The 19,095-nt window shown below is 51.8% G+C and carries 19 protein-coding genes; 9 read left to right on the forward strand and 10 right to left on the reverse strand.

The genetic code is table 11. From position 1 onward, the window contains the following. Window positions 1-18 precede the first annotated feature (18 nt). Window positions 19-477 (forward strand): helix-turn-helix domain-containing protein, encoded by a 459-nt coding sequence (locus B0I18_RS07275; RefSeq protein WP_106521963.1) that lies wholly within the window; start codon window positions 19-21, stop codon window positions 475-477. A 394-nt stretch (window positions 478-871) separates the two neighbouring features. On the opposite strand, the gene B0I18_RS07280 is transcribed toward B0I18_RS07275, so the two are convergent. Further along, complete coding sequence (locus B0I18_RS07280; protein WP_106521964.1) at window positions 872-1,504, reverse strand: NAD(P)H-dependent oxidoreductase; 633 nt, start codon at window positions 1,502-1,504, stop codon at window positions 872-874. A 102-nt stretch (window positions 1,505-1,606) separates the two neighbouring features. Between B0I18_RS07280 and B0I18_RS07285 the strand changes: the two genes are divergently transcribed. Further along, window positions 1,607-1,960, forward strand: a complete 354-nt coding sequence (locus B0I18_RS07285; protein ID WP_106521965.1) for a winged helix-turn-helix transcriptional regulator — start codon at window positions 1,607-1,609, stop codon at window positions 1,958-1,960. 232 nt (window positions 1,961-2,192) lie between these two features. Continuing rightward, entirely contained in the window at window positions 2,193-5,093 is a 2,901-nt protein-coding gene (locus tag B0I18_RS07290) for an ATP-binding protein (RefSeq protein WP_106521966.1), read from the forward strand. Window positions 5,094-5,295: 202 nt separating this feature from the next. Here the strand turns inward: B0I18_RS07290 and B0I18_RS07295 are convergent, their stop codons facing one another. From B0I18_RS07295 to B0I18_RS07310, 4 genes are all read right to left on the reverse strand, one after another. Then, window positions 5,296-5,655, reverse strand: coding sequence for a hypothetical protein (locus B0I18_RS07295; protein WP_106521967.1), 360 nt, complete (start codon window positions 5,653-5,655; stop codon window positions 5,296-5,298). A gap of 40 nt (window positions 5,656-5,695) precedes the next feature. Then, window positions 5,696-6,043 carry a cytochrome c maturation protein CcmE domain-containing protein gene (locus tag B0I18_RS07300; protein WP_106521968.1) on the reverse strand — a complete coding sequence of 116 codons (348 nt, stop codon included), beginning with the start codon at window positions 6,041-6,043 and terminating at the stop codon, window positions 5,696-5,698. Between the two features lie 69 nt (window positions 6,044-6,112). Beyond that, window positions 6,113-6,688 carry a DUF417 family protein gene (locus B0I18_RS07305; protein ID WP_106521969.1) on the reverse strand — a complete coding sequence of 192 codons (576 nt, stop codon included), beginning with the start codon at window positions 6,686-6,688 and terminating at the stop codon, window positions 6,113-6,115. A gap of 26 nt (window positions 6,689-6,714) precedes the next feature. Next, window positions 6,715-7,560, reverse strand: coding sequence for an alpha/beta hydrolase (locus B0I18_RS07310; RefSeq protein WP_106521970.1), 846 nt, complete (start codon window positions 7,558-7,560; stop codon window positions 6,715-6,717). 129 nt (window positions 7,561-7,689) lie between these two features. Between B0I18_RS07310 and B0I18_RS07315 the strand changes: the two genes are divergently transcribed. Then, window positions 7,690-8,283: a Crp/Fnr family transcriptional regulator gene (locus B0I18_RS07315; RefSeq protein ID WP_106521971.1), complete on the forward strand. Its 594-nt coding sequence runs from the start codon at window positions 7,690-7,692 to the stop codon at window positions 8,281-8,283. Between the two features lie 79 nt (window positions 8,284-8,362). On the opposite strand, the gene B0I18_RS07320 is transcribed toward B0I18_RS07315, so the two are convergent. The 3 genes from B0I18_RS07320 to B0I18_RS07330 all read right to left on the reverse strand — a co-directional run bounded on the left by B0I18_RS07320 (window position 8,363) and on the right by B0I18_RS07330 (window position 10,835). After that, window positions 8,363-8,983, reverse strand: coding sequence for a DUF4269 domain-containing protein (locus B0I18_RS07320; protein ID WP_245882066.1), 621 nt, complete (start codon window positions 8,981-8,983; stop codon window positions 8,363-8,365). Beyond that, window positions 8,946-9,755: a helix-turn-helix domain-containing protein gene (locus tag B0I18_RS07325; RefSeq protein ID WP_106521973.1), complete on the reverse strand. Its 810-nt coding sequence runs from the start codon at window positions 9,753-9,755 to the stop codon at window positions 8,946-8,948. Before B0I18_RS07325 ends, B0I18_RS07320 begins: the two co-directional genes overlap by 38 nt. Window positions 9,756-9,839: 84 nt before the next feature. Beyond that, on the reverse strand, window positions 9,840-10,835 hold the full coding sequence (locus B0I18_RS07330) for an SDR family NAD(P)-dependent oxidoreductase (protein ID WP_106521974.1): 996 nt from the start codon (window positions 10,833-10,835) through the stop codon (window positions 9,840-9,842). A 380-nt stretch (window positions 10,836-11,215) separates the two neighbouring features. Between B0I18_RS07330 and B0I18_RS07335 the strand changes: the two genes are divergently transcribed. Both B0I18_RS07335 and B0I18_RS07340 read left to right on the forward strand, forming a co-directional pair. Continuing rightward, the gene (locus tag B0I18_RS07335) at window positions 11,216-14,128 is read left to right on the forward strand and encodes a sensor histidine kinase (protein ID WP_181358364.1); all 2,913 of its coding nucleotides are present in this window, start codon (window positions 11,216-11,218) and stop codon (window positions 14,126-14,128) included. Beyond that, window positions 14,122-14,883 carry a LytR/AlgR family response regulator transcription factor gene (locus tag B0I18_RS07340; protein ID WP_106521976.1) on the forward strand — a complete coding sequence of 254 codons (762 nt, stop codon included), beginning with the start codon at window positions 14,122-14,124 and terminating at the stop codon, window positions 14,881-14,883. The genes B0I18_RS07335 and B0I18_RS07340 overlap by 7 nt, the downstream gene beginning before the upstream one ends. 4 nt (window positions 14,884-14,887) lie before the next feature. Here B0I18_RS07340 and B0I18_RS07345 read toward each other — a convergent pair whose 3' ends face one another. Together B0I18_RS07345 and B0I18_RS07350 are read right to left on the reverse strand one after the other, a co-directional pair. Continuing rightward, window positions 14,888-15,589 carry a LytR/AlgR family response regulator transcription factor gene (locus B0I18_RS07345; protein ID WP_106521977.1) on the reverse strand — a complete coding sequence of 234 codons (702 nt, stop codon included), beginning with the start codon at window positions 15,587-15,589 and terminating at the stop codon, window positions 14,888-14,890. After that, window positions 15,589-16,662: a sensor histidine kinase gene (locus B0I18_RS07350; protein WP_106521978.1), complete on the reverse strand. Its 1,074-nt coding sequence runs from the start codon at window positions 16,660-16,662 to the stop codon at window positions 15,589-15,591. The genes B0I18_RS07345 and B0I18_RS07350 overlap by 1 nt, the downstream gene beginning before the upstream one ends. Between B0I18_RS07350 and B0I18_RS07355 the strand changes: the two genes are divergently transcribed. The 3 genes from B0I18_RS07355 (at window position 16,661) to B0I18_RS07365 (ending at window position 19,060) form a co-directional block, all read left to right on the forward strand. After that, a complete protein-coding gene (locus B0I18_RS07355; RefSeq protein ID WP_106521979.1) occupies window positions 16,661-16,912 on the forward strand; it encodes a hypothetical protein in 252 nt (83 codons plus the stop codon). The two genes, B0I18_RS07350 and B0I18_RS07355, sit on opposite strands and share 2 nt — an antisense overlap. Before the next feature lie 99 nt (window positions 16,913-17,011). After that, window positions 17,012-17,548, forward strand: a complete 537-nt coding sequence (locus B0I18_RS07360) for a hypothetical protein (protein WP_146146679.1) — start codon at window positions 17,012-17,014, stop codon at window positions 17,546-17,548. 189 nt (window positions 17,549-17,737) lie between these two features. Next, on the forward strand, window positions 17,738-19,060 hold the full coding sequence (locus B0I18_RS07365; RefSeq protein ID WP_106521981.1) for a TCR/Tet family MFS transporter: 1,323 nt from the start codon (window positions 17,738-17,740) through the stop codon (window positions 19,058-19,060). Window positions 19,061-19,095 lie beyond the last annotated feature (35 nt).

Raw genomic sequence — 19,095 nt, forward strand, 5'->3', positions numbered from 1 at the left:
GCCACTAAAAAAACAAAAATGAAAACACCGGAAGCAATATTGAAATATAAGGTTATAAGTAGCAAACGGCAATACCGGGAATATTGTAATGCCCTTGAGCAACTTGTATTTTCCAGGGTTAAAGACAGGGATACGAAAGATGAAATTGCATTACTGACGCTGCTTATTGAAAAATGGGATGCGGAACATGCTACTACCGCAGATTTAGACCCAATAGCATTGCTGCATGCGCTTATTAAGGATCATGACTTAAAGGCTAAAGACCTGGCGGATATGCTGGGGATGAGCAAAGGTTATATATCGGATATCCTGCACTACAAAAAGGGGCTTTCCAAGGAAGTGATCAGGAAATTAGCCGCTCATTTTAAAGTGGCCCAGGAAGCCTTTAACCGGCCTTATCAATTGGCCGTTACGGGAAATGCACATTTGAGCAAAGCCAAGGGCATAAATACGAAAAAGAAACTGGCGGTAGCCTGATCTGGTAGCAGCGTCACCCTGGGCCCTCAAACTGGTCGGCCGATTTTCGTCGCGATGGCTACAGTAAGGGACGTTGCGCGTGGGTGACAGTTTATCTGGTCGGTATAGATACGCATTTGATGCTATTTACTGCTGTTGTTGCCTGTCTTCCGCAGGGGCCCTTTGCAGCAGACCCTGCGGGCACATCCAAAAGACGAACTGCTATAACCTTTGCTTGTCCTTTAGGAGAATAGATGTTGTTGGTGACAACACCAACAAGGGCAGGGAGAAAAGTCGCGCACGATAAGAGTGCCGGCCAGCGCCGGTTTGGCAGGTGTCCTGCTCTCTGCTCCCCCTTAAAACAAAACGCCGGGCGAAGTATAAAACCTGCCCGGCGTGTCCTGTTTTTTTTAAATTAAGCAATCTCGGTTGCGAATGCTTCTTTGGATACCCGTACTTTTTTAAGGTTCACCAACCAGTCGTTGCTCTCGTCCCGGTAACCGATAGGCAGGATCACCGCGCTTTTCAATCCTTGTTGTGGCAGACCGAGCAGTTCATCCAGTTTTGCGTTGTCAAAGCCTTCCATCGGGGTTGCGTCTACCTTTTGTTCTGCTGCGGCAGCAATAGCCATACCAAACGAAATATAGGCCTGCTTGGCGCTGTGGCTTTCCTGCCATGTTTTCCCTAAGGGCTCATACATACTGAGCAGCATCTTCTTATAGTCATCCATCGTGTTGGTGGGCAAACCCCTTTCCCGGGTCGTCCGTACAAACACATCGTCTATTCTTGCCTCACTATAACCATCCCAGGCGGCCCATACCAGCAGGTGAGAACAATCCGTGATCTGGCTTTGGTCAAAAGAAAAGGCCCTGATCTGCTCCAGCTTTTCCTTGTCGCTGATCACGAAAATTTTATAGGGCTGTAAACCCGAAGAGGAGGGCGCAAAACGGGCTGCCTCCAATATGTAATCCAGTTTTTCCTGCGGAACTTTTTGTCCGTTCATTTTTTTCGTAGCATAACGCCACTTCAGATCTTCTAATAATGCCATACTGCAAATTTTTAATTAGATAGGCAAAATTAGGATGCAATTGTTTATTTTTGATACCTGGTAACAAAAAGTAACAGTAACTTTTGGGTAACCTGGTAACTTATGGCGAAACTTAAATTTGCAAACGAGGAATGCAAAAAGCATATCATGGCGGTGCACGATGCTATGGATCTGCTGAACGGTAAATGGAAGATATCCATTATCGGGGTATTATGCTACCACGGGAAAAGGCGTTTTTCCGATATCCTGGGCGATATCAATGGCATATCCAACAAGATGCTGAGCAAAGAGCTGAAGGATCTTGAAATGAACCAGCTCGTCAAACGCATGGTGCTGGATACGCAGCCGGTAACGGTCGAATATACCCTTACCGAATACGGGCGGGAACTGAAGACGGTGATCAATCATTTGTCGGACTGGGGCACGAAACACCGGATAAAAATTATCGGTAAATAAGTTACGGGTAAGCCGCCGTTAACCGGCCGCTCCTTTAAACGAAGAGAGCGGCTTACTTAGCGGAACGCTTGCCTGGTAAGGCATACCGGGCTGCCTTTCAGGCCGTCTATCCTGCCTGAGGCATCCAGATGTACATCGCCGGTTGTTATTGAACTTTTTTGTATCCCCGAAGTTATGGTTCTCATCGCCAGGCAGGTCGCCGCCGGATAAACACCACTGAAATAATTTTTTTTTGAAACAGACAGAAGAAAAATACCAGGCCCTTTTTAATTCCATCGATGAGGGCTTTCATATCAGCGAACTGATATACGATGAGGCCGGGAACGTAATGGACTGGCGTTTCCTGGAAGTAAACGCTGCCTTTGAACGGCAGACGGGGCTTTACGATATCGTAGGCAAACTGGGCAGCGAGGTTGCTCCCGATTCGGAAAGTTATTGGCTTGAGGCTTATGACCGGGTAATAAAAACGGGCGAACCACTGCGCGTGGAAAATTACAATGGGGCAACGGGACGATGGTATTCGGCCTATGCATCGCCGGCCGGCGATGCCGACCAGCGCCAGTTCCTGGTAGTGTTTGCAGATATAACCGAGCGTAAAAAAGCAGAAGAAGTGCTGCTGCAACACAAAGAACGGGCCGATTTTGCACTTAACCTGAGCGATGCCTTGCGCGACCTGTCAGACGCCGGAGCAATCCGGGCATTTGTAGCGCAGTTTTCGTTGAACTACTTCGGGGCGGACCGTTGCTTTTTTTGTGAACTGACCGCTACCGGCGCCCTTATCCGGCAGGATGCATGCAGGGACGGCCTGCACTCCGTGGCAGGCGTTTATGCGCTAAACGGCTATAGCAGGCTCCAGGCCATTATAGACGAGGGGCTTCCCTTTATCGTGCATGATGTGAACAGCGATGACCGGGTGGATGAATCCTTACGGCAGTTGTGCGCCGGGGCTGATATTGGTTCTTTGCTCCATATCCCGGTGTTCAAAGCGGGCGGGGTTGCGGGTATGCTCTGTGTAATTCAAAGCCAGCCCCGACGGTGGACCGCGCATGAGATAGTTCTGGCCCGGGAAGCGGCTGAAAGAAGCTGGGCCGCTTTGGAACGTAATAGTGTAGCGGCACGTCTACGGGTATCTGAAGAGAAATACCGGAACCTGTTCAACTCTATCGATACCGGCTTCTGTATTATCGAAGTCCTGTTTGATAAAACGGACCATCCCTATGATTACCGCTTCCTGGAAGCGAATGCCGCATTTGAAAGACATACCGGCTTACGAGACGTTATAGGCAAAACCATACGCGAGTTTGCCCCGGCGCACGAAGCACACTGGTTCGAGATTTATGGGCGTATTGCGCGTACAGGTATACCGGAGCGGTTCGAAAATGTAGCAGCAGCCATCGGGTTTTATTACGAGGTATATGCGTTCCGTGTCGATGCGGCAGCGGAAAACCAGGTTTGCGTCATGTTCCATGATATTACAGAACGCAGGCGCAGGGAATCGGACAACGCTTTCCTTGAAGAAATAGACCAGGAGTTGGCCAGGCTTACCCTTCCGGGCGACATTATAAAAATGGTAGGCGAACGTCTGGGCGCCTACATGCAGGTTGATCTTTGTGTTTTCGGGGATATAGATGAATCATGCGCAACCGTCTCTGTGCTTATGGCCTGGAGCAAATCGCCGCTGCCGGGGCTGATGGAGCAGCATACCTATACCCTGGAAGCTTACGCCACAACGGAATTTATACAGGCCTGCAAGCTAGGCGAAGCGGTTGCCATCCGTGATACTGCTACGGACGGAAAGGTACCTGCAGGCGCATGGGAACGGCTACGCACCGGCGCCTGGCTTACCATTCCTTTTCATCACGATAAACGCTGGGCCGGTTTTATTTCTGTATCTGAAGCTGCGCCACGCGATTGGCGCAGCGACGAAACGGAACTTGTCCGTGCCATTGCCGACCGCGTATTCCCCCGTATAGAGCGCGCCCGGGCCGAAGAGGCCCTACGGCAGGCGAATAGGCATAAAGATGCTTTCCTCGCTATGCTGGCCCATGAACTGCGTAACCCAATGGCGGCTATTTACAACGGTTTACAGTTGTTGGCCCCGGTGCAGCAGGAGGGTGAAGCGGCAGCCGGACCGGCGGATCATGCGATATGGGAGATGCTGGGCCGCCAGACACAACACCTGATGCGCATGGTAGACGACCTGCTGGATGTTAACCGTATCAGCCATGGTAAGATAACGTTGCGTAAGGAACCAACCGACTTAACGGAACTGGTGGCACAGGCGGTGTCATCAGTAAAAGAGGCATTCCAACACGAAGGGCGGGCCTTAGAAGTAGGGCTTCCGGCTGCTGCGCTATGGCTGGATGGTGATGCTGCCCGGTTGATACAGGTTGTGACGAACCTGCTGACGAATGGCCTTCGCTATACAGGAGCAGGTGGTTGCGTATGGTTGACCCTACAGCAAAGAGTTAACGGGGCGGGTAAATCCGAAGCCGTTTTACAGGTACAGGACAATGGCATCGGTCTTGCAGAGGATCAGTTGCTCTCCATTTTCGACATGTTTGCCCAGGCGGATAATGCGCTGGCAAGGCCCAACAGCGGGTTAGGATTGGGTCTGACCCTTGTAAAACAACTTGTGCTCCTGCATGGGGGACAGGTAGAAGCACAAAGCGCCGGACCGGGTAAAGGCAGCACCTTTCTCGTTATCCTTCCAATTACGGAGAAGGTTGATGCCCTCCACCGGCAGCCGGAAGCAACCGGGAGCAGCGGCAAGGCAACAGCATCTATACTGATAATCGACGACAATGCAGATGCTGCACACACACTTAGGATGTTGCTGGAACGGAGAGGATACGGTGCGCATACCTGTAATAGCGGCGCGAGGGGTATTGACGCGTTCCGGCGTATGCGGCCCGATGTTATCCTGCTGGATATCAGCATGCCCGACCTGGATGGTTTTGCTACCTGTAAGATCCTGCGTGAACAGCCCGGGGGTAAAGACGTAACGATCTTCGCACTGACGGGTTATGGCCAGCAGGGGGACCGGGAACAAGCCCGGGAGGCGGGTTTCGACGAGTTACTGGTAAAGCCGGTGGAGCTTGCGATATTGTATAAGCTACTGGCTGAGCGGTAACGGTCGAATATAGCGTTGCCGAATATGGGCTGGCGTTGAAGACCGTGATCCATCATCTGTCGGACCGGGGCACGAAACACCGGATAAAAATTATCGGTAAATAACCTGCGGGAAAGTAGCATGGGCCGGGGCGTATAGCCTTAACGAAGCACCCGTGTTTTAAATACCTCTGCGTATCTATCGGTAATTATGCTCCTAAGCGTTATTGCTGTGTGACTGCTTTTAAAAACATACTTATCTCATCGTCCACATTGCCCTTGTATCTTTCGATGGCAGCAACAATACTACCGTCTCTTAAGTAAACAAGCTCTCCCCTGCCATGACTTATAAAGTTATACCGTTGTGCAAACAATTGGTAGGCCGCGGTATCGATATCATAGATATAAAGCGGGCTGCCCGGGTCGCGCTCTTCCAGGTGTTTTAAAAAAGACTTTAAGATCATATAACTACTGCTCCATGAAGGATAGCAGAAGACCAGGCCGTTTTCCGGAACCTCTTTGCTATTCACAACATAGTTGCGAAAGCCGGACTGCGTCAATATTTCCTTTAAATAATCGGGCATGTTTATCGTGCTTGATATTCCTGGTGTTGCTGCTCCGGTATTACCCGCGTATCCTTACCTGGTTGCAATAAAAAAACTCCTGTTGTATATAGCCGGTAATGACCAATTGCTTTGACTTTGCAAATTCGGCAGGTGGCGGTCCCTGCAGCACTACCTTACACGAGGTGCCATTTTTATCGCGGGCCGTAAAGATAAAATGGTCCGGCACGGCAGTATCGAAATGCGCGGGTTGCAGGGTATCCAATATGCCGATCACCTGGAAAGAGCTACCCGGGCTTTGCCTGGCTGAGGTAAATGTTGCGTAGGTGCTGATCTTTCCGAACAGCGCTACGATAAGGGCAATGCCCGTAGCAACGAGCAACAGGATGAGCATACTGCTTTTCTTCATCAGCTGGGGTTAAGACAGGCAAAAATAATAAAACTCCCGGCCTCCGGGGCAAGATGCCGGAATAAGTGGCTAGACGGCTTGAGGCTTCAGGCGTTGCAGGTAATACTTTGCCGTATCGCTGAGCAGCACCAGCGCAGCCCCGAGCAGCGCAGCGTCTTTAAGTACGAGCCTGCCCCGGCCCGAGAGAAAAGGGAATCCCGTATCCTTGTCGCCCAAAGCCGGTACCCAGCTTTCCGGTGTGGTAACCAGGAAGGACAAGGTGCCCAGCGTCATCAAAAAGATGAATGCCGTGCCGATCATACTCCATACCGGCGTTACTGTATACATAAGCGGCGCCAAACCCAGGATGACCAGGAATATACCCAGGCCTTTCGAAAAGCCATAGGTATTGTTTTGCTCATGCCAGCTGTGGTTGCCGGCAATGAGCTCGCCTTCCTTGTTCATATGCGTTTTGTAACCGGCGGGATGATTGTAGAAGAACGACATAAAAGGGCTGTTGGCTACAAAGGGTACGATACCGTCGGCTTCATAGTTAAAGAATTTGAGCCCGCCGATCCACAGGAATATAATGGCTACAGCAACCCGCAGCAATTTTTTGCCCGCGCCTTCCATACCCGCCAGGGCCCTTATAATCTTATGTTTCATGAAAAATAAATAGCCTGGTTGATAATTTACAGGGCTTCCTGCGTGGTGCTTTGATGTTCGCCGGCAAACGTGTGCATGGCCTGTAATGCCTGTTGCGCGGCCCTTGTATCGATGTCCATAAATGGCCATACATGTTGCTCGGCTTCAAATGCGAGCAGTTCGGCTTTGACGCCGGCAGCAACCAGCCTTTGGTATAGTTGTATGCTGTCGCCTGCCAGTATCTCGGCGGTGCCGTAAAGAATCTGTACCGGGGCAAGACCTTCGAGCGACGCATAGACCGGCGAAAGCAGCGCGGTATTCAATGGGGTGGTGCCGGCATATAATCCTGCAGCCCATTCCAGGTAGGGTCGGTTTAGCATAATATCTTTATCCTGGTTGGTGTTATAACTCGCGTTTGTACAGGTCAGATCTACCCAGGGCGATACCAGGATGCTGTAGCAGGGCCGGGTACCACCAAGCTCCCTGAGTTGGAGTTGTATGGCTATACTGAGATTACCGCCCGCACTATCGCCGATCATACCGAAGCGGATTGCCGGGTATGTGGTCCTCAGCGCGTTGATTACTGCAATGCCGTCATCGATACCTGCAGGAAAGGGATGCTCGGGCGCCAACCGGTACCCGATAAGCAGGATATTGCGTTCCAGCGCCGATGCGATATGGCTTACCATCGGGGCATGCGATTCCAGGGATCCGTAAATAAAAGCGCCACCGTGGATATAGACGATCACTTCTTCCGTTAGGGTCTTCCCGGGTCTTACCCAGGTGCATGGCACCCCGGCCAGGACCAGGTGTTCAAAGCTTACGCCTGCTGCGGGCGGGTACTGCCGGCCCAGTAGTTCAAAGCCGGCGCGTCCTGTTGTTACTGCTTCCATGAATGATATTGACAGGCACAAAATTCGTGGCGGGTAACCGGAAAAAAAATTAAGGTATCTTAGTTTTTTGAATAGCGCCCGGATCGGAACTTTGCAAGTTATCAGCTGTTCAAAGCCTGTAGTTGTTTTATGAATAAGCCTTTCTCAAATTTCCTGGCCAATATAAAACGGTATACGGTCCTTACGCCAATGGAGGAGGAGGAACTGTGCGGGCTGTTGCTGCTGAAGACCGTAAAGCGGAAGCAGCTCCTGTTGCGGGAGGGAGAGGTTTGCAGCTACGAATATTATGTGCATACAGGTTGTCTCAGAACCTATTATACCGATGGTAAAGGCACGGAGCATAACCTGTACTTTGCCGTAGAGGACTGGTGGATATCCGACCTGTACAGTCGCACTACCGGTAAGCCGGCGCATTGCACCATTGCAGCCCTCGAGGATTCGGAGGTAATCGGTATCCGCCAGGATGACCTGGAGGCTTTTATGATACGGGTGCCTGCCATGGAGCGTTTTTTTCGGAAGGCTTACCAGCAGGCCCTTATCGCCAATCATCTCCGCAGTCTGCGCATGTTGTCGGTGAACGGGCAGGAGCGGTATAAACTGTTCCGAGAACAATTCCCGGAGCTGGCCGGGCGGGTACCGCAAAAACATATTGCTACGTTCCTGGGGCTTACGCCCGAGTTTTTTAATACCATCCACGCCCGGGTATTGCGGCAGGATCAGTAAGCGGTCGCAAAACATAACATCGCCACGCGGTCCTCAACAGGTAAATAGGATAACTGTTAATCGCGTTCGATATCCGGGCCTACCGTTGGCCGGCGAGTTGTTGTGCCACGGCAACAATGTCGGGGCGCAGCAGTTCCCGGTAGGGATCGCCTGGAAGCCCTAAGGCCCGTGCAAATGCGGGTTCTGTTTTATATCCCTGGTTTTTTAGATCAATAACCTGTTGCCGGAGTGCCGGCCCGAAGGCCAGTAATAACCGGTATTCGGCAAGCATATGCCGGTACCCCTGCTGTTGTGTTACCGCAAGCTGCTGACCAAAAACTTCGATTTCGAAACCGCCGCATATAAAACCTGCAATAATTGCCGTGCCTTCCGGAAGCTGCCTGGTACGGATCTTGAAATGCGCTTCCTGACCGAAACGTGCGGTAACTACCGTTGTAAACCGCGTTGCATCGCTAAAGCAACAGAGGATGTCGAGATCGCTTCCGCTTATATCGATAGCCAGGGGGATGGTGCCGGCCAGCACTGGTGTAAAGCCCTGGAGCTGTTCCATGATCCGGAATTCGGTCAGCGCTGCATAGGCTTGTTGCTGGCGGGTGTTGCCTTGTCGTAAATAGGTAATGTCGGTAAAGTCCATAAGCGGGTTGGTCGTGTGGTATGCTGTACTACAGGGCGCGGGGCAAGTTACTGGGCGGATAGCCAAAGTATTTTTTAAACGCATGCGAGAAGTGCGAAAGGTTCTCGAAGCCTACTTCATAACATACATCCAGCGGCTTGTGCTTTTGCGTGGTCAGTTGGTAATGCGCGAGCTCCAGGCGTTTGCGGGTAAGCCACCGTTGCGGTGTCATATCGAAGGCTTTTTTAAAGTCGCGTTTAAATGTAGTAAGACTGCGGCCGGTCAGGTAACCAAAGCGTTCCAGGGGCAGGTTAAACATAAAGTTCCTTTCCATGTAGTCAGCCAGGTCTATTTTACCGGGCGTTTCGAAATTGGCCAGGACCCGATCTGTTTTTTTATCGATCGCTCTCAGGATGCTGATGGCCTCGGCGATCTTCAGGGCGGCAATATCTTCGGGCAATACATCCATATCGAAATAAGGAATAAGCGAGGCCAGGCAACTCTCGAGCAAGGGGTGTTTGTTGTAACAAAGAATACCGGGCGAGGGGAGCGGCGCCGGATTAACATCCAGCTTGCTGTAATAAGTGCGCAGGCGTTCTGCCGATAAATGCATCACTACCGTTTTATGGGGTAGTCCATCAGCAGGGTAATTGATGATCGTAGCCAGTTGGTTGCGCGGTATCAGGAAGATATCGCCTGCTTTAAAGATATAAGTTGCATCGGCCTGTACGATTTTCGTAGTACCCGACAGGAACCAGATCAGCATATGGTGATCAAACACAATATCGGATTTGAAAAACTTATCCTCATAACAGGAAAGTTTGATGTCTGCTGTAATGTATTTGGCTTTGTATTCCATCGTACCCTGTTTTATAAGCCGGTGTCCTGCAAAATTATAAAGAAGCGGCACAAGTTGCGCCCGTGCCGCGGTACCTGCTATCGCTTAATTTACCGGGAAACGGATACCGGTCGCCTGCTCGCTCCATTGCCATAAGCGGCGTGCATCGTTTTTATCGAGGCTATCGGCGGTTACGCCCTGTTGTACCAGGCGCTCCGCTGCCAGCGGTGCTATGTCGGCGTCCTCGCAGTATACGCCCCCAATCCTGTCGAGCATAGGGCTCGTGGCACACCAAACGGTGGTGGCTGCGCCCTGGGCTATGGTTTTCAGAGACGCTGCTTTTTCCGGTGTCAGTTTGCCTTCGGCATCGTAGTAGCCCAATTGCTGAAACAGTTCCAACGGGGCTTCCCGGGCAAGTTCCGTGCCGTTTATAGCGCCGGGATGTAGGGCATAACTGCGCACCCCGTAAGTCCTGGCCCGCTCGTCAAGGGCCAGGGTAAAGAGGTTGAGCGCTGTCTTGGATTGGCCATACCCTTCCAGTGTTGCATAGGGTCGGTGTTGGAAATTGGGATCGTCGAAATTAAAAGGGGCAAACTGGTGTCCCAGTGAGGATACATTGACTACCCTTGCCTGTTGTGCCTTTTTTAGCGCCGGCCACAGGCGGGCGGTCAGCTGGAATGCAGCCAGGTAATTGGTTGCCAGTTGCGATTCAATGCCCCTGCTGTCCCTGCGCAACGGCACCCACATAATACCGGCATTATTGATCAGCAGGTGCAACGGGCTGCCGGAATCAAGGAATTGACGGGCAAAGGCATCTATCGATATGGGGTCCATCAGGTCCAGGGGCGCCGCTTCGGCCCGGGTAATACCTTGCAGGTTCTGCGTGGCTTTGGCCAGGTCGCGGGCGGGCACGATTACCCTGGTGCCTGCTGCCGCCAGTGTTTTTACGGTTTCCAGGCCGATGCCCGTATTGCCGCCGGTTACGATAGCCGTTTTGCCGCTGAGGTCGATCCCGCGGATCACATCGGTTGTTGTGGAGGTGGCATTGAAGCCGGAGCCTAAGGCTTGTTGCAGGGCTCCCTGGTCATTATTCAGGTTCATTTTTTTTTGTTTTGTACAGGGCAAAAGTAGGGCGCCTGTAAACGGGTGACTTTGTTTAAACGTCCGAATAAGGTTTGTTGAAAAGGCCGCAAAAAAATTAACCCCGGCAGGCGCCGGGGTATTTCGCTGATGATGGAGGTCTGTAATGATGCATTGTTCCCGGGAGACCTGCCCGGGTTTGGGGTATAGTGGTTATTTTATCGCTGCCGAAAATGCTTTATCCCGGGCAGATAAAAAAATGGTATTTAGCATCGGCGCATTTTCGAGGTATAACTGCGTTGGTTGTGCAGCTAGCTGCACAACCCGCTTACGGGCAAATATGCCCTGCCGTTTCGCCTTTCTCTTTTTGTTTATCTTGCCGGCATAATATTACCATTGTCTTGTTCCTGAGATTCGTTTATGTGTTGCTGAGCCTGCTGTTCGCGGGCTTTTCCGCCGCGGGCCAATACCCGCTGCTGCGGCACTATACCCTGCAGGATGGGTTGCCGAGTAATGTGATCTACGATGTGTACCAGGACAGCAAAGGCTTTATCTGGTTCTGTACCGACCAGGGCGTAAGCCGCTTTGACGGTAGCGAGTTCCGTAACTTTTCGATCAAGGACGGCTTGCCCGATACCGAGGTATTCCGCATCCGGGAAGACGGCGCACACCGCTACTGGCTCATCTCCTACAACGAAAAGGCCTGTTACCTGAAGAACGGGAAGGTGTATACCGCGGCCAACGACGCCCTGTGCCGGAGTGTAGAGCAGGCAGGTATTCACTACGACGAATTGTTCCAGGCGCGCAGTGGCAATTATTGTCTTGCCGGCGAGCGGATAGGCGAACTGCTGGACGAGCCGCCCTACCTGCGTTTATGGCCCAGGGACGTTGTCCGCGACGGGCGTGTTAACTATTTCCGGAAGCACGATGCGGAGTATATGGTGGTACAGGTAGACCTGGTCAACCTGACTACCGGCAAGGTTTATAAGGTTTCGAAGAGCCTGATACCCGAGTCTTATTACGACGGACGGGACCTGTTCCTGTTCCAGAACACCCTGCAGGAACTGCTGCTGGAACAATGGGATATAGGCCGGGATACGGTAAGCCGGCGTAAGGTGGTAACGGCGCCGGCCGTCATTCACCAGATGATCCGCGTCGACGACGACCGCCTGCTTTGTTCTACAGACAGCAGTTTATATGATTATCACATTCCTTCGGGCGTCTTCAAACGGGATACGATGTTCCCCCGGCATATCAGGGCTAATAAAATGCAGCTGGACAAGGACGGCAATTTCTGGTTGGGTACCCTGAACGACGGGGTATACTGCCGGCCGGTAAATGGGGGGCGGATTGTGAATGAGCAGTCGGGCCTTATAAAGAATAAAATACTGTCGCTGGAACTTGCTTCGGACGACGGCCTGCTGGCAGGCGACGACGCCGGGAATATCAGCCTGATCCGGAAGGGCAAAATCGCGTTCCGTTCGGGGGTAAGGGCAGGCACGGCCAACCGCATCCTGTTTATACGCGAGCTGGAACCCGGGCATTTTATTTTCGGCGGAGATCAGGGCCTGTACCGTTCCGATTGGAGACAGAACGCGGCATCCTTGTCGCTCGACCTGTTTTCCTGTAAAGGAGGAATATGGCGGCCCCCTTTTTTCTATTCGGGTTATATAGGAGGCATGTCGGTACTGAATACGGTTACCGGTGTCCTGAATCGTATTGAATGCGGCAAGATTACCGCGATCGAAATGGATGCCGCGGGTATAATATGGCAGGGCCGCACCTCGGGGCTGACCTATAGCAAGAACAACCACCAGTATGTATACGGGCCAGACCCCGTACTGAACCAGAACCGCGTAACCTGTATGGCATTGAGTCCCGACGGTTATGTGCTCGTAGGTACCAGCAGTGCCGGCTTGTTTATTGTTAAAGATCCACGACAGTTGCCCCTGCACCTGGACCGGAACAGCGGCCTGAGCAGCAACAATTGTAAAAAAATGTTTACCGCCGGCGATGGCTGCATCTGGCTTTGCTCCGAAGATGGTCTTGACCGGCTCCGGCCCGTGGGTAACGGCCGATTTTCCATCAACCACTTTCCCCTTTACGGACCCGTATCCGGGAATAAAATCAACGACCTGCGCGAACGGGACGGGAAACTATACCTGGCAACCGACGATGGCATCGTGATCCTGGACAGCCGCGATACTGCTGCGACCAAACCACCGCGACTCTATATCGAAGCGATCAATAACCGGGTATTCACCGAACCGGAAAAAAACGTGATACGGGAATTCAGCTACCAGGAAAGAAACGTACAGGTGAGTTATACCGGCGTTTGTTTTACCACCGTAGCCGACCTGCAGTACCGTTACCTGCTGAACGGGGGTACTAAAGACACTTTGTATACCAGCGAGCGGACGATTAACTTCAGCGCACTCAGCCCGGGCATTTACGAACTCTACCTGTGGGCACGCAGTACAGGTAGCAACTGGACGGAACGACCTGTGCGCCTGGCTTTCCGGATATTACCACCGTTCTGGATGCGGGGCGATTTTCTCGCAGCTGTTGCCCTGGCGGTACTGTTTACAACCATCCTGCTATACAGGGCCCGTATCCGGAAAATAAAACGGAGGGCTGCAGCCCTTGCCCAGAGCCGCCAGCAGCTGGCCGAGCTCGAGATGAAAGCGTTGCGGGCACAGATCAACCCGCACTTTATCTTCAACGCGCTTAATGCCATCCAGTCGTATTATAGCCAGAACGACGAGCTGAAGGCCAATCACTATATGACCTCTTTTGCCCGGTTTATCCGGCTTACACTTACCCATTCGCAATCGCACTGGTTGGCGCTGAGCGAAGAAATAGCCATGTTGCGTACGTATATCGAACTCGAGCAGATGCGTTTTAAACAACTTTTTACTTTTGAGATCGTTGTCGGACCAGGTATCAATCCTACCGAAGTAGCGGTGCCGGCCATGCTTATCCAGCCTTATGTAGAGAACGCGATTAATCACGGACTGCGTTATCTTAGCGACCGGAAAGGTGTATTGCTGGTCCGGTTTGCCCTGCTGGGCGACAACCTGCTGTGCGAAGTGGACGACAACGGTGTGGGCATGAAGGCTTCGGCCGCCGGCAAACCGATGCAACATAATTCGCTGGGGATGAAAATAAACCGGGAGCGTATCGATACGATATGCCGGATGTATGATATCCGGATCGTACTGAACGTAACGGAAAAAGATGCAGTACAAACCGGGGACCACGGCACGCTGATCTCCCTGCTTGTGCCCTTAAGAAAAAACGTGCAGCCATGCTGAAAACTTTATTAGTCGATGATGAACAGGATAGCCGCGACGCATTGCGGCACTTCCTTACCCGCTACTGTCCCGGTGTGCAGATCGTAGCGGAGGCAGCCTCTGTAGCCACTGCCGTGACCGCTATCAACCTGTATCATCCCGACCTGGTTTTTCTCGATATCAATATGCCGCACGAGAATGGCTTCGTGCTTTTTGAAAGGATATCCCGGCCTGAGTTCCAGACGATCTTCGTAACCGCTTATGATGAATATGCCCTGCAGGCCATTAAACAGCAGGCCCTGGACTATATTCTTAAACCGCTCAATATAACGGAGCTGATGCTGGCAGTAGGCCGGGCCCAACAGGCTGTAGAGCAGCAACAGGTAGCCCGGCGCTTTGACGAGCTGCTGGCGGCACGGCAGTTACCGGCTACCCCGGTAAAAATAGAGCTGCCCACAAACAACGGGTTTGTGTATATGCCGGTTACCGATATTATCCGCTGCGAGGCGGAAGGCAGTTATACTCTTTTCCATTTTACGGGCCGTAAACCGATGATCGTCTGCAAGACCCTGGGCGCCTACGAAACCATACTGAAAGAGTATGGGTTTGTACGCGTACATCACCGGCACCTGGTTAACCTGTCGCATGTAGAGCAATACCAGCGCGGCAGGGGCGGCATTATACTGATGAGCGATAAGAAAGAAGTGCTTGTCTCCCAGCGGAAAAAAGATGATTTTCTCCGTTCGATGAAAGGCGGTATCATCATCGAGAAATAAGGACCTACAGGATGCGCATGGCTTCGAGGAAGGGATCCCTGAACAGGCCGCCCAGCGGGATCTCGTGCCCGGAACTCATTTTCAGGATACCATTATCGATCTCGTTGATAAAGTCTTTATTGACCAGGAAGGACTTGTGTACCCGGTGTATGAACGGAAACCGGCGGAGTTGTTCTTCGAGGTATACCAGGGTACTGTGAATAATAATTTTCTGGCTTGTGGTGCAGATACAGAGATAGTTTTTGAGCGCTTCTACATAAATGATTTCCCTGGGATTGATCTTCACCAGCTTCCGGTCGCTACGCACATAAAAGGCATCGGCCTGTCCGCCGTCATCGCGGTGGACGCCGCTTGCAGCCTGTTCAGGTTTTACCTTGTCGATTGCCTTCAGGAAACGCTTAAAGGAAATCGGTTTCAGCAGGTAGTCGACCACATCCAGTTCAAAACCTTCCAGGGCGTATTCGTGGTAGGCGGTGGTCAGGATCACTTTAGGCGGATGTTTTAAGGTGCGGAGAAATTCAAGGCCCGTCATCTCCGGCATTTTTATGTCCAGGAACATCAGGTCTACGGGCTCCCGGTTCAGTGCTGCAAAAGCCTGTATGGCATTGCTGCAGGAGCCGGCCAGCTGCAGGGTATCTACCTGCTGGATGTAAGATTGGATCACTTCCCTGGCCAGCATTTCATCATCAACGATCAGGCATTTCATCAGTTCAGGATTAAATTTAGGGTTACGGTAAAAATAGTGTTTTCATTGCGGATGTCCAGCTCATGCTTGCCGGGGTAGAGCAGCGCCAACCTTTTGCGTACATTCTCCAGGCCTATACCGCCGGCCCTTTCGGGGCCGCCGGTCTTGAAGTTGTTGCGGCTGTAAAACCGCAATACGCCCTGCTTTACCTCGATATCGATATGGGCAAAGGCATGCTCGCTCATCGAGTCGATGCCGTGTTTGACCGTGTTTTCAACAAAGGGTAACAGCAGCATAGGCGCGATCACACAGGCTTCAGAGTCGGTAACCACGTTAAGTGTGATTTGCTGGTGTTGCTCTATTCTTATTCGTTCGATATCCAGGTAATTCTCTATCATTTCCAGTTCTTTCGCCAGCGGCACTTTCTCCTGCTTCGTCTCGTAAAGCATATAACGCAGGATATCGGAGAGCTGCAGTACCACGGCCGGTGTCTGGTCCGATTTTTTAAGCGATAGGGCATAAATACTGTTGAGTACATTAAACAGGAAATGCGGGTTTACCTGCGATTTAAGCAGGCTCAGCTCCGAAGCCATTTGCTGCCTGCCGATGGCCTCCTGCTGTACCCGCACACGGAAGTACTGCTGCATCAGGAAACCGATAGAGAACATAAGCAACACCAGGAAAATAGCCGGGAACACATTCAGGTAGTAATCGCTCCAGCTCATATGCCGGCCCCGCATACTGACCGCTATGGAGGAGAGATCGCCATCGGTAACATCTTTGAAATGTTGCAGGATCCATACATTGTACCGGCTCACAACCATGGTGGATGTTACCACAAGAGCCAGCAATGCCGGGAAGTACACGCGGTAGCGCCGGGTAACGAAATAGGCCGGCATAAGCCAGAAGGTATTGATGCTGCTGGCCGATATAAAGAGCAGGTTGTACAGGGCGGCATGCCACAGAAAGGCCCGTTCCATACCGGGTTCCGGCTGGTAGCGGAGCATATTGTGATAAGAGGCATTCAGGATAAGACCCCAGGCAATAAGGTTCAGGATGATCCTGATGCGATGTTTGTAAATCCAGGCTAACATGGTACGAAATTCTGTATGTTCCGGCAGCCTCGCGGGCGGCCTGGGACGAAAAGTGTTTTTTTATAAACGAAAACAAGATAAGGCACATCGATGGCTTTATATCACCAGGCAGCGGAATTTTGTAGTTGCGATGATGCTTACCCGGCCATTTGCCCGGACCACGGTCCTGTTACTGCTTGGCCTTGTATTGCCGCACCTCATTTTCCTGCCGCTTTTCTTTTACCAGTTGTACCGCAGGTCGTTGGCCTGAAAAGGGCACGATTTGTTTTGAAGAAAAAAGGATGGCCGGGAAGCCATCCTTTTTGATTTTTACAGAGATATTTTTATGTGATCGCGAAAAAAAATATATTTGACGGCTGAAACAGACCCGCTCATGCGTACCCGGATCAAAAACGTCTTTATTTTTTCTGTTGCCGGATTGTTGGTATTTACCGGATGTAAAAAGGAGCGCTACATCTGTGGCCATTCTTATACCTACTTTCCCGGATCTGTTGTCTTCTCGGGCTTCTCAGCCGCGGCATTAAAGACGGTTGTCGTCGGGCGCTATGCCGCCGGCAGCAATTTCAGCGCTCTTATCGGGCAGGATACGCTGGACGCTTCGGCCGGTTATTTTGAAGGTGATACTGTATATAACTCCAATAAGGATGGGTTTTTCCAGACGGCGACCCAGGTCGATTATAGAATTTCTTTACCCGAGGCAGGCAGGGTATTCGAGCTTACCGGCATAAGACAACTTGAAAAGGATTATACCTGGGAACAAAACGAACGCTGCGGGATCGGCAGCGTACAAACCCGCTTCAGGCCCTATGCGCATAAGCTCGATGGCATTGACTATGTGTTCACCAGTGGCGCGGGTAATAAATGGTATATCTACCTGGTCAAATAACCAGCGCCTTGCACAAGGGATGAAATGCCTGCTTCCTGATACATAATATCCTACGGTTTCGTATTGCCGGTCGGCTTGTCTGTTCTCCCCTTTAAATTGTCGCATCTGCACCCCGGCGATCCCGGGATAATTTGGAAACTTGCATCTCGTAAGGAAAGGTCTTTAAACTGTTTTCTCTAAACCAACTATATGAACACACCTAAGAAAGCCGCAATCGGATTTATTTTTGTCACCCTGCTGATCGATGTCATGGGCTGGGGGCTTATCATCCCGGTGATGGCCGACCTGATCGCGCAACTCAAAAAAATACCGGTCAACCAGGCCAGTCCATATGGGGCCATCCTGCTGTCTGTATTTGCCATTACGCAATTCCTGTTTGCGCCGGTAATCGGCAACCTGAGCGATAAGTTTGGCCGTAGGCCCGTACTGTTGTTGTCGCTGCTGGGTTTCGGCATCGACTACATTATCCTGGCCCTGGCGCCCGCTTATGGCTGGCTGTTTATAGGCCGGGTTATCGCCGGCATTACCGGCGCCAGCTTTACCACGGCAACCGCCTATATTGCCGATGTGAGCACCGACGAAACCACCCGGGCTAAAAACTTCGGCATGATCGGGGCGGCCTTCGGCCTGGGTTTTGTACTGGGACCTGCACTGGGCGCACTCCTGGCCACCTGGGGTATCCGTGCACCATTTTATGCGGCTGCAGCCTTATGCCTGCTCAACTGCCTGTACGGTTATTTCTTCCTGCCCGAATCTTTAAGCAAGGAAAATCGCCGTCCCTTCGACTGGAAGCGGGCCAACCCCTTCGGCGCGCTGAAGTTCCTGACCCGCCACCCGGAAATCGGCGGACTGGCCGCCAGCTTTTTCCTGATCTACCTGGGCGCCCAGGCGGTACAGGGCAACTGGAACTTCTTTACGATCTACCGGTTTAACTGGAGTGAGAAAATGGTAGGTATCTCGCTGGCAGTTGTAGGTGTGTTGGTAGGCGCTGTACAAGCGGGTTTGACGCGCGTGGTCAACCCGAAGATCGGCAATGAGAAGAGTATTTACCTGGGCCTGTCGCTGTACACCCTGGGCCTGGTACTGTTTGCATTTGCCTCGCAAAGTTGGATGATGTTTGCCTTCCTGGTACCTTATTGCCTGGGGGGTATCTGCGGTCCGTCGCTGCAATCAGTTATATCCGGTCATGTGCCAGCCAACCAGCAAGGCGAGCTGCAGGGCGCGTTAACCGGGCTTATGAGCCTGACCACCATCGTAGGACCATTGATCATGAACAGCACGTTCTCCTACTTTACCACGGACAAAGCGCCATTTTATTTCCCGGGTATTCACTTCCTGATCGGCGCCTGTTGTATGCTGGTCAGTATCCTGATTACCTACAAGGTGCTGAGTCGCGAAAAGAAAGATCATCCTGAGTTGTTACCCGTAATCAAAGGCGCCGACGATGGCAGCCATACGGAAATCAACCTGGCTGCATCTGCAGAGGATAACAAGCATACACCGCTGCATTAATACGATAACCATTTACTTAAAACACAAGCGATCCG

It is taken from the genome of Taibaiella chishuiensis (assembly GCF_003014535.1).
Classification (GTDB): Bacteria; Bacteroidota; Bacteroidia; order Chitinophagales; family Chitinophagaceae; genus Taibaiella; species Taibaiella chishuiensis.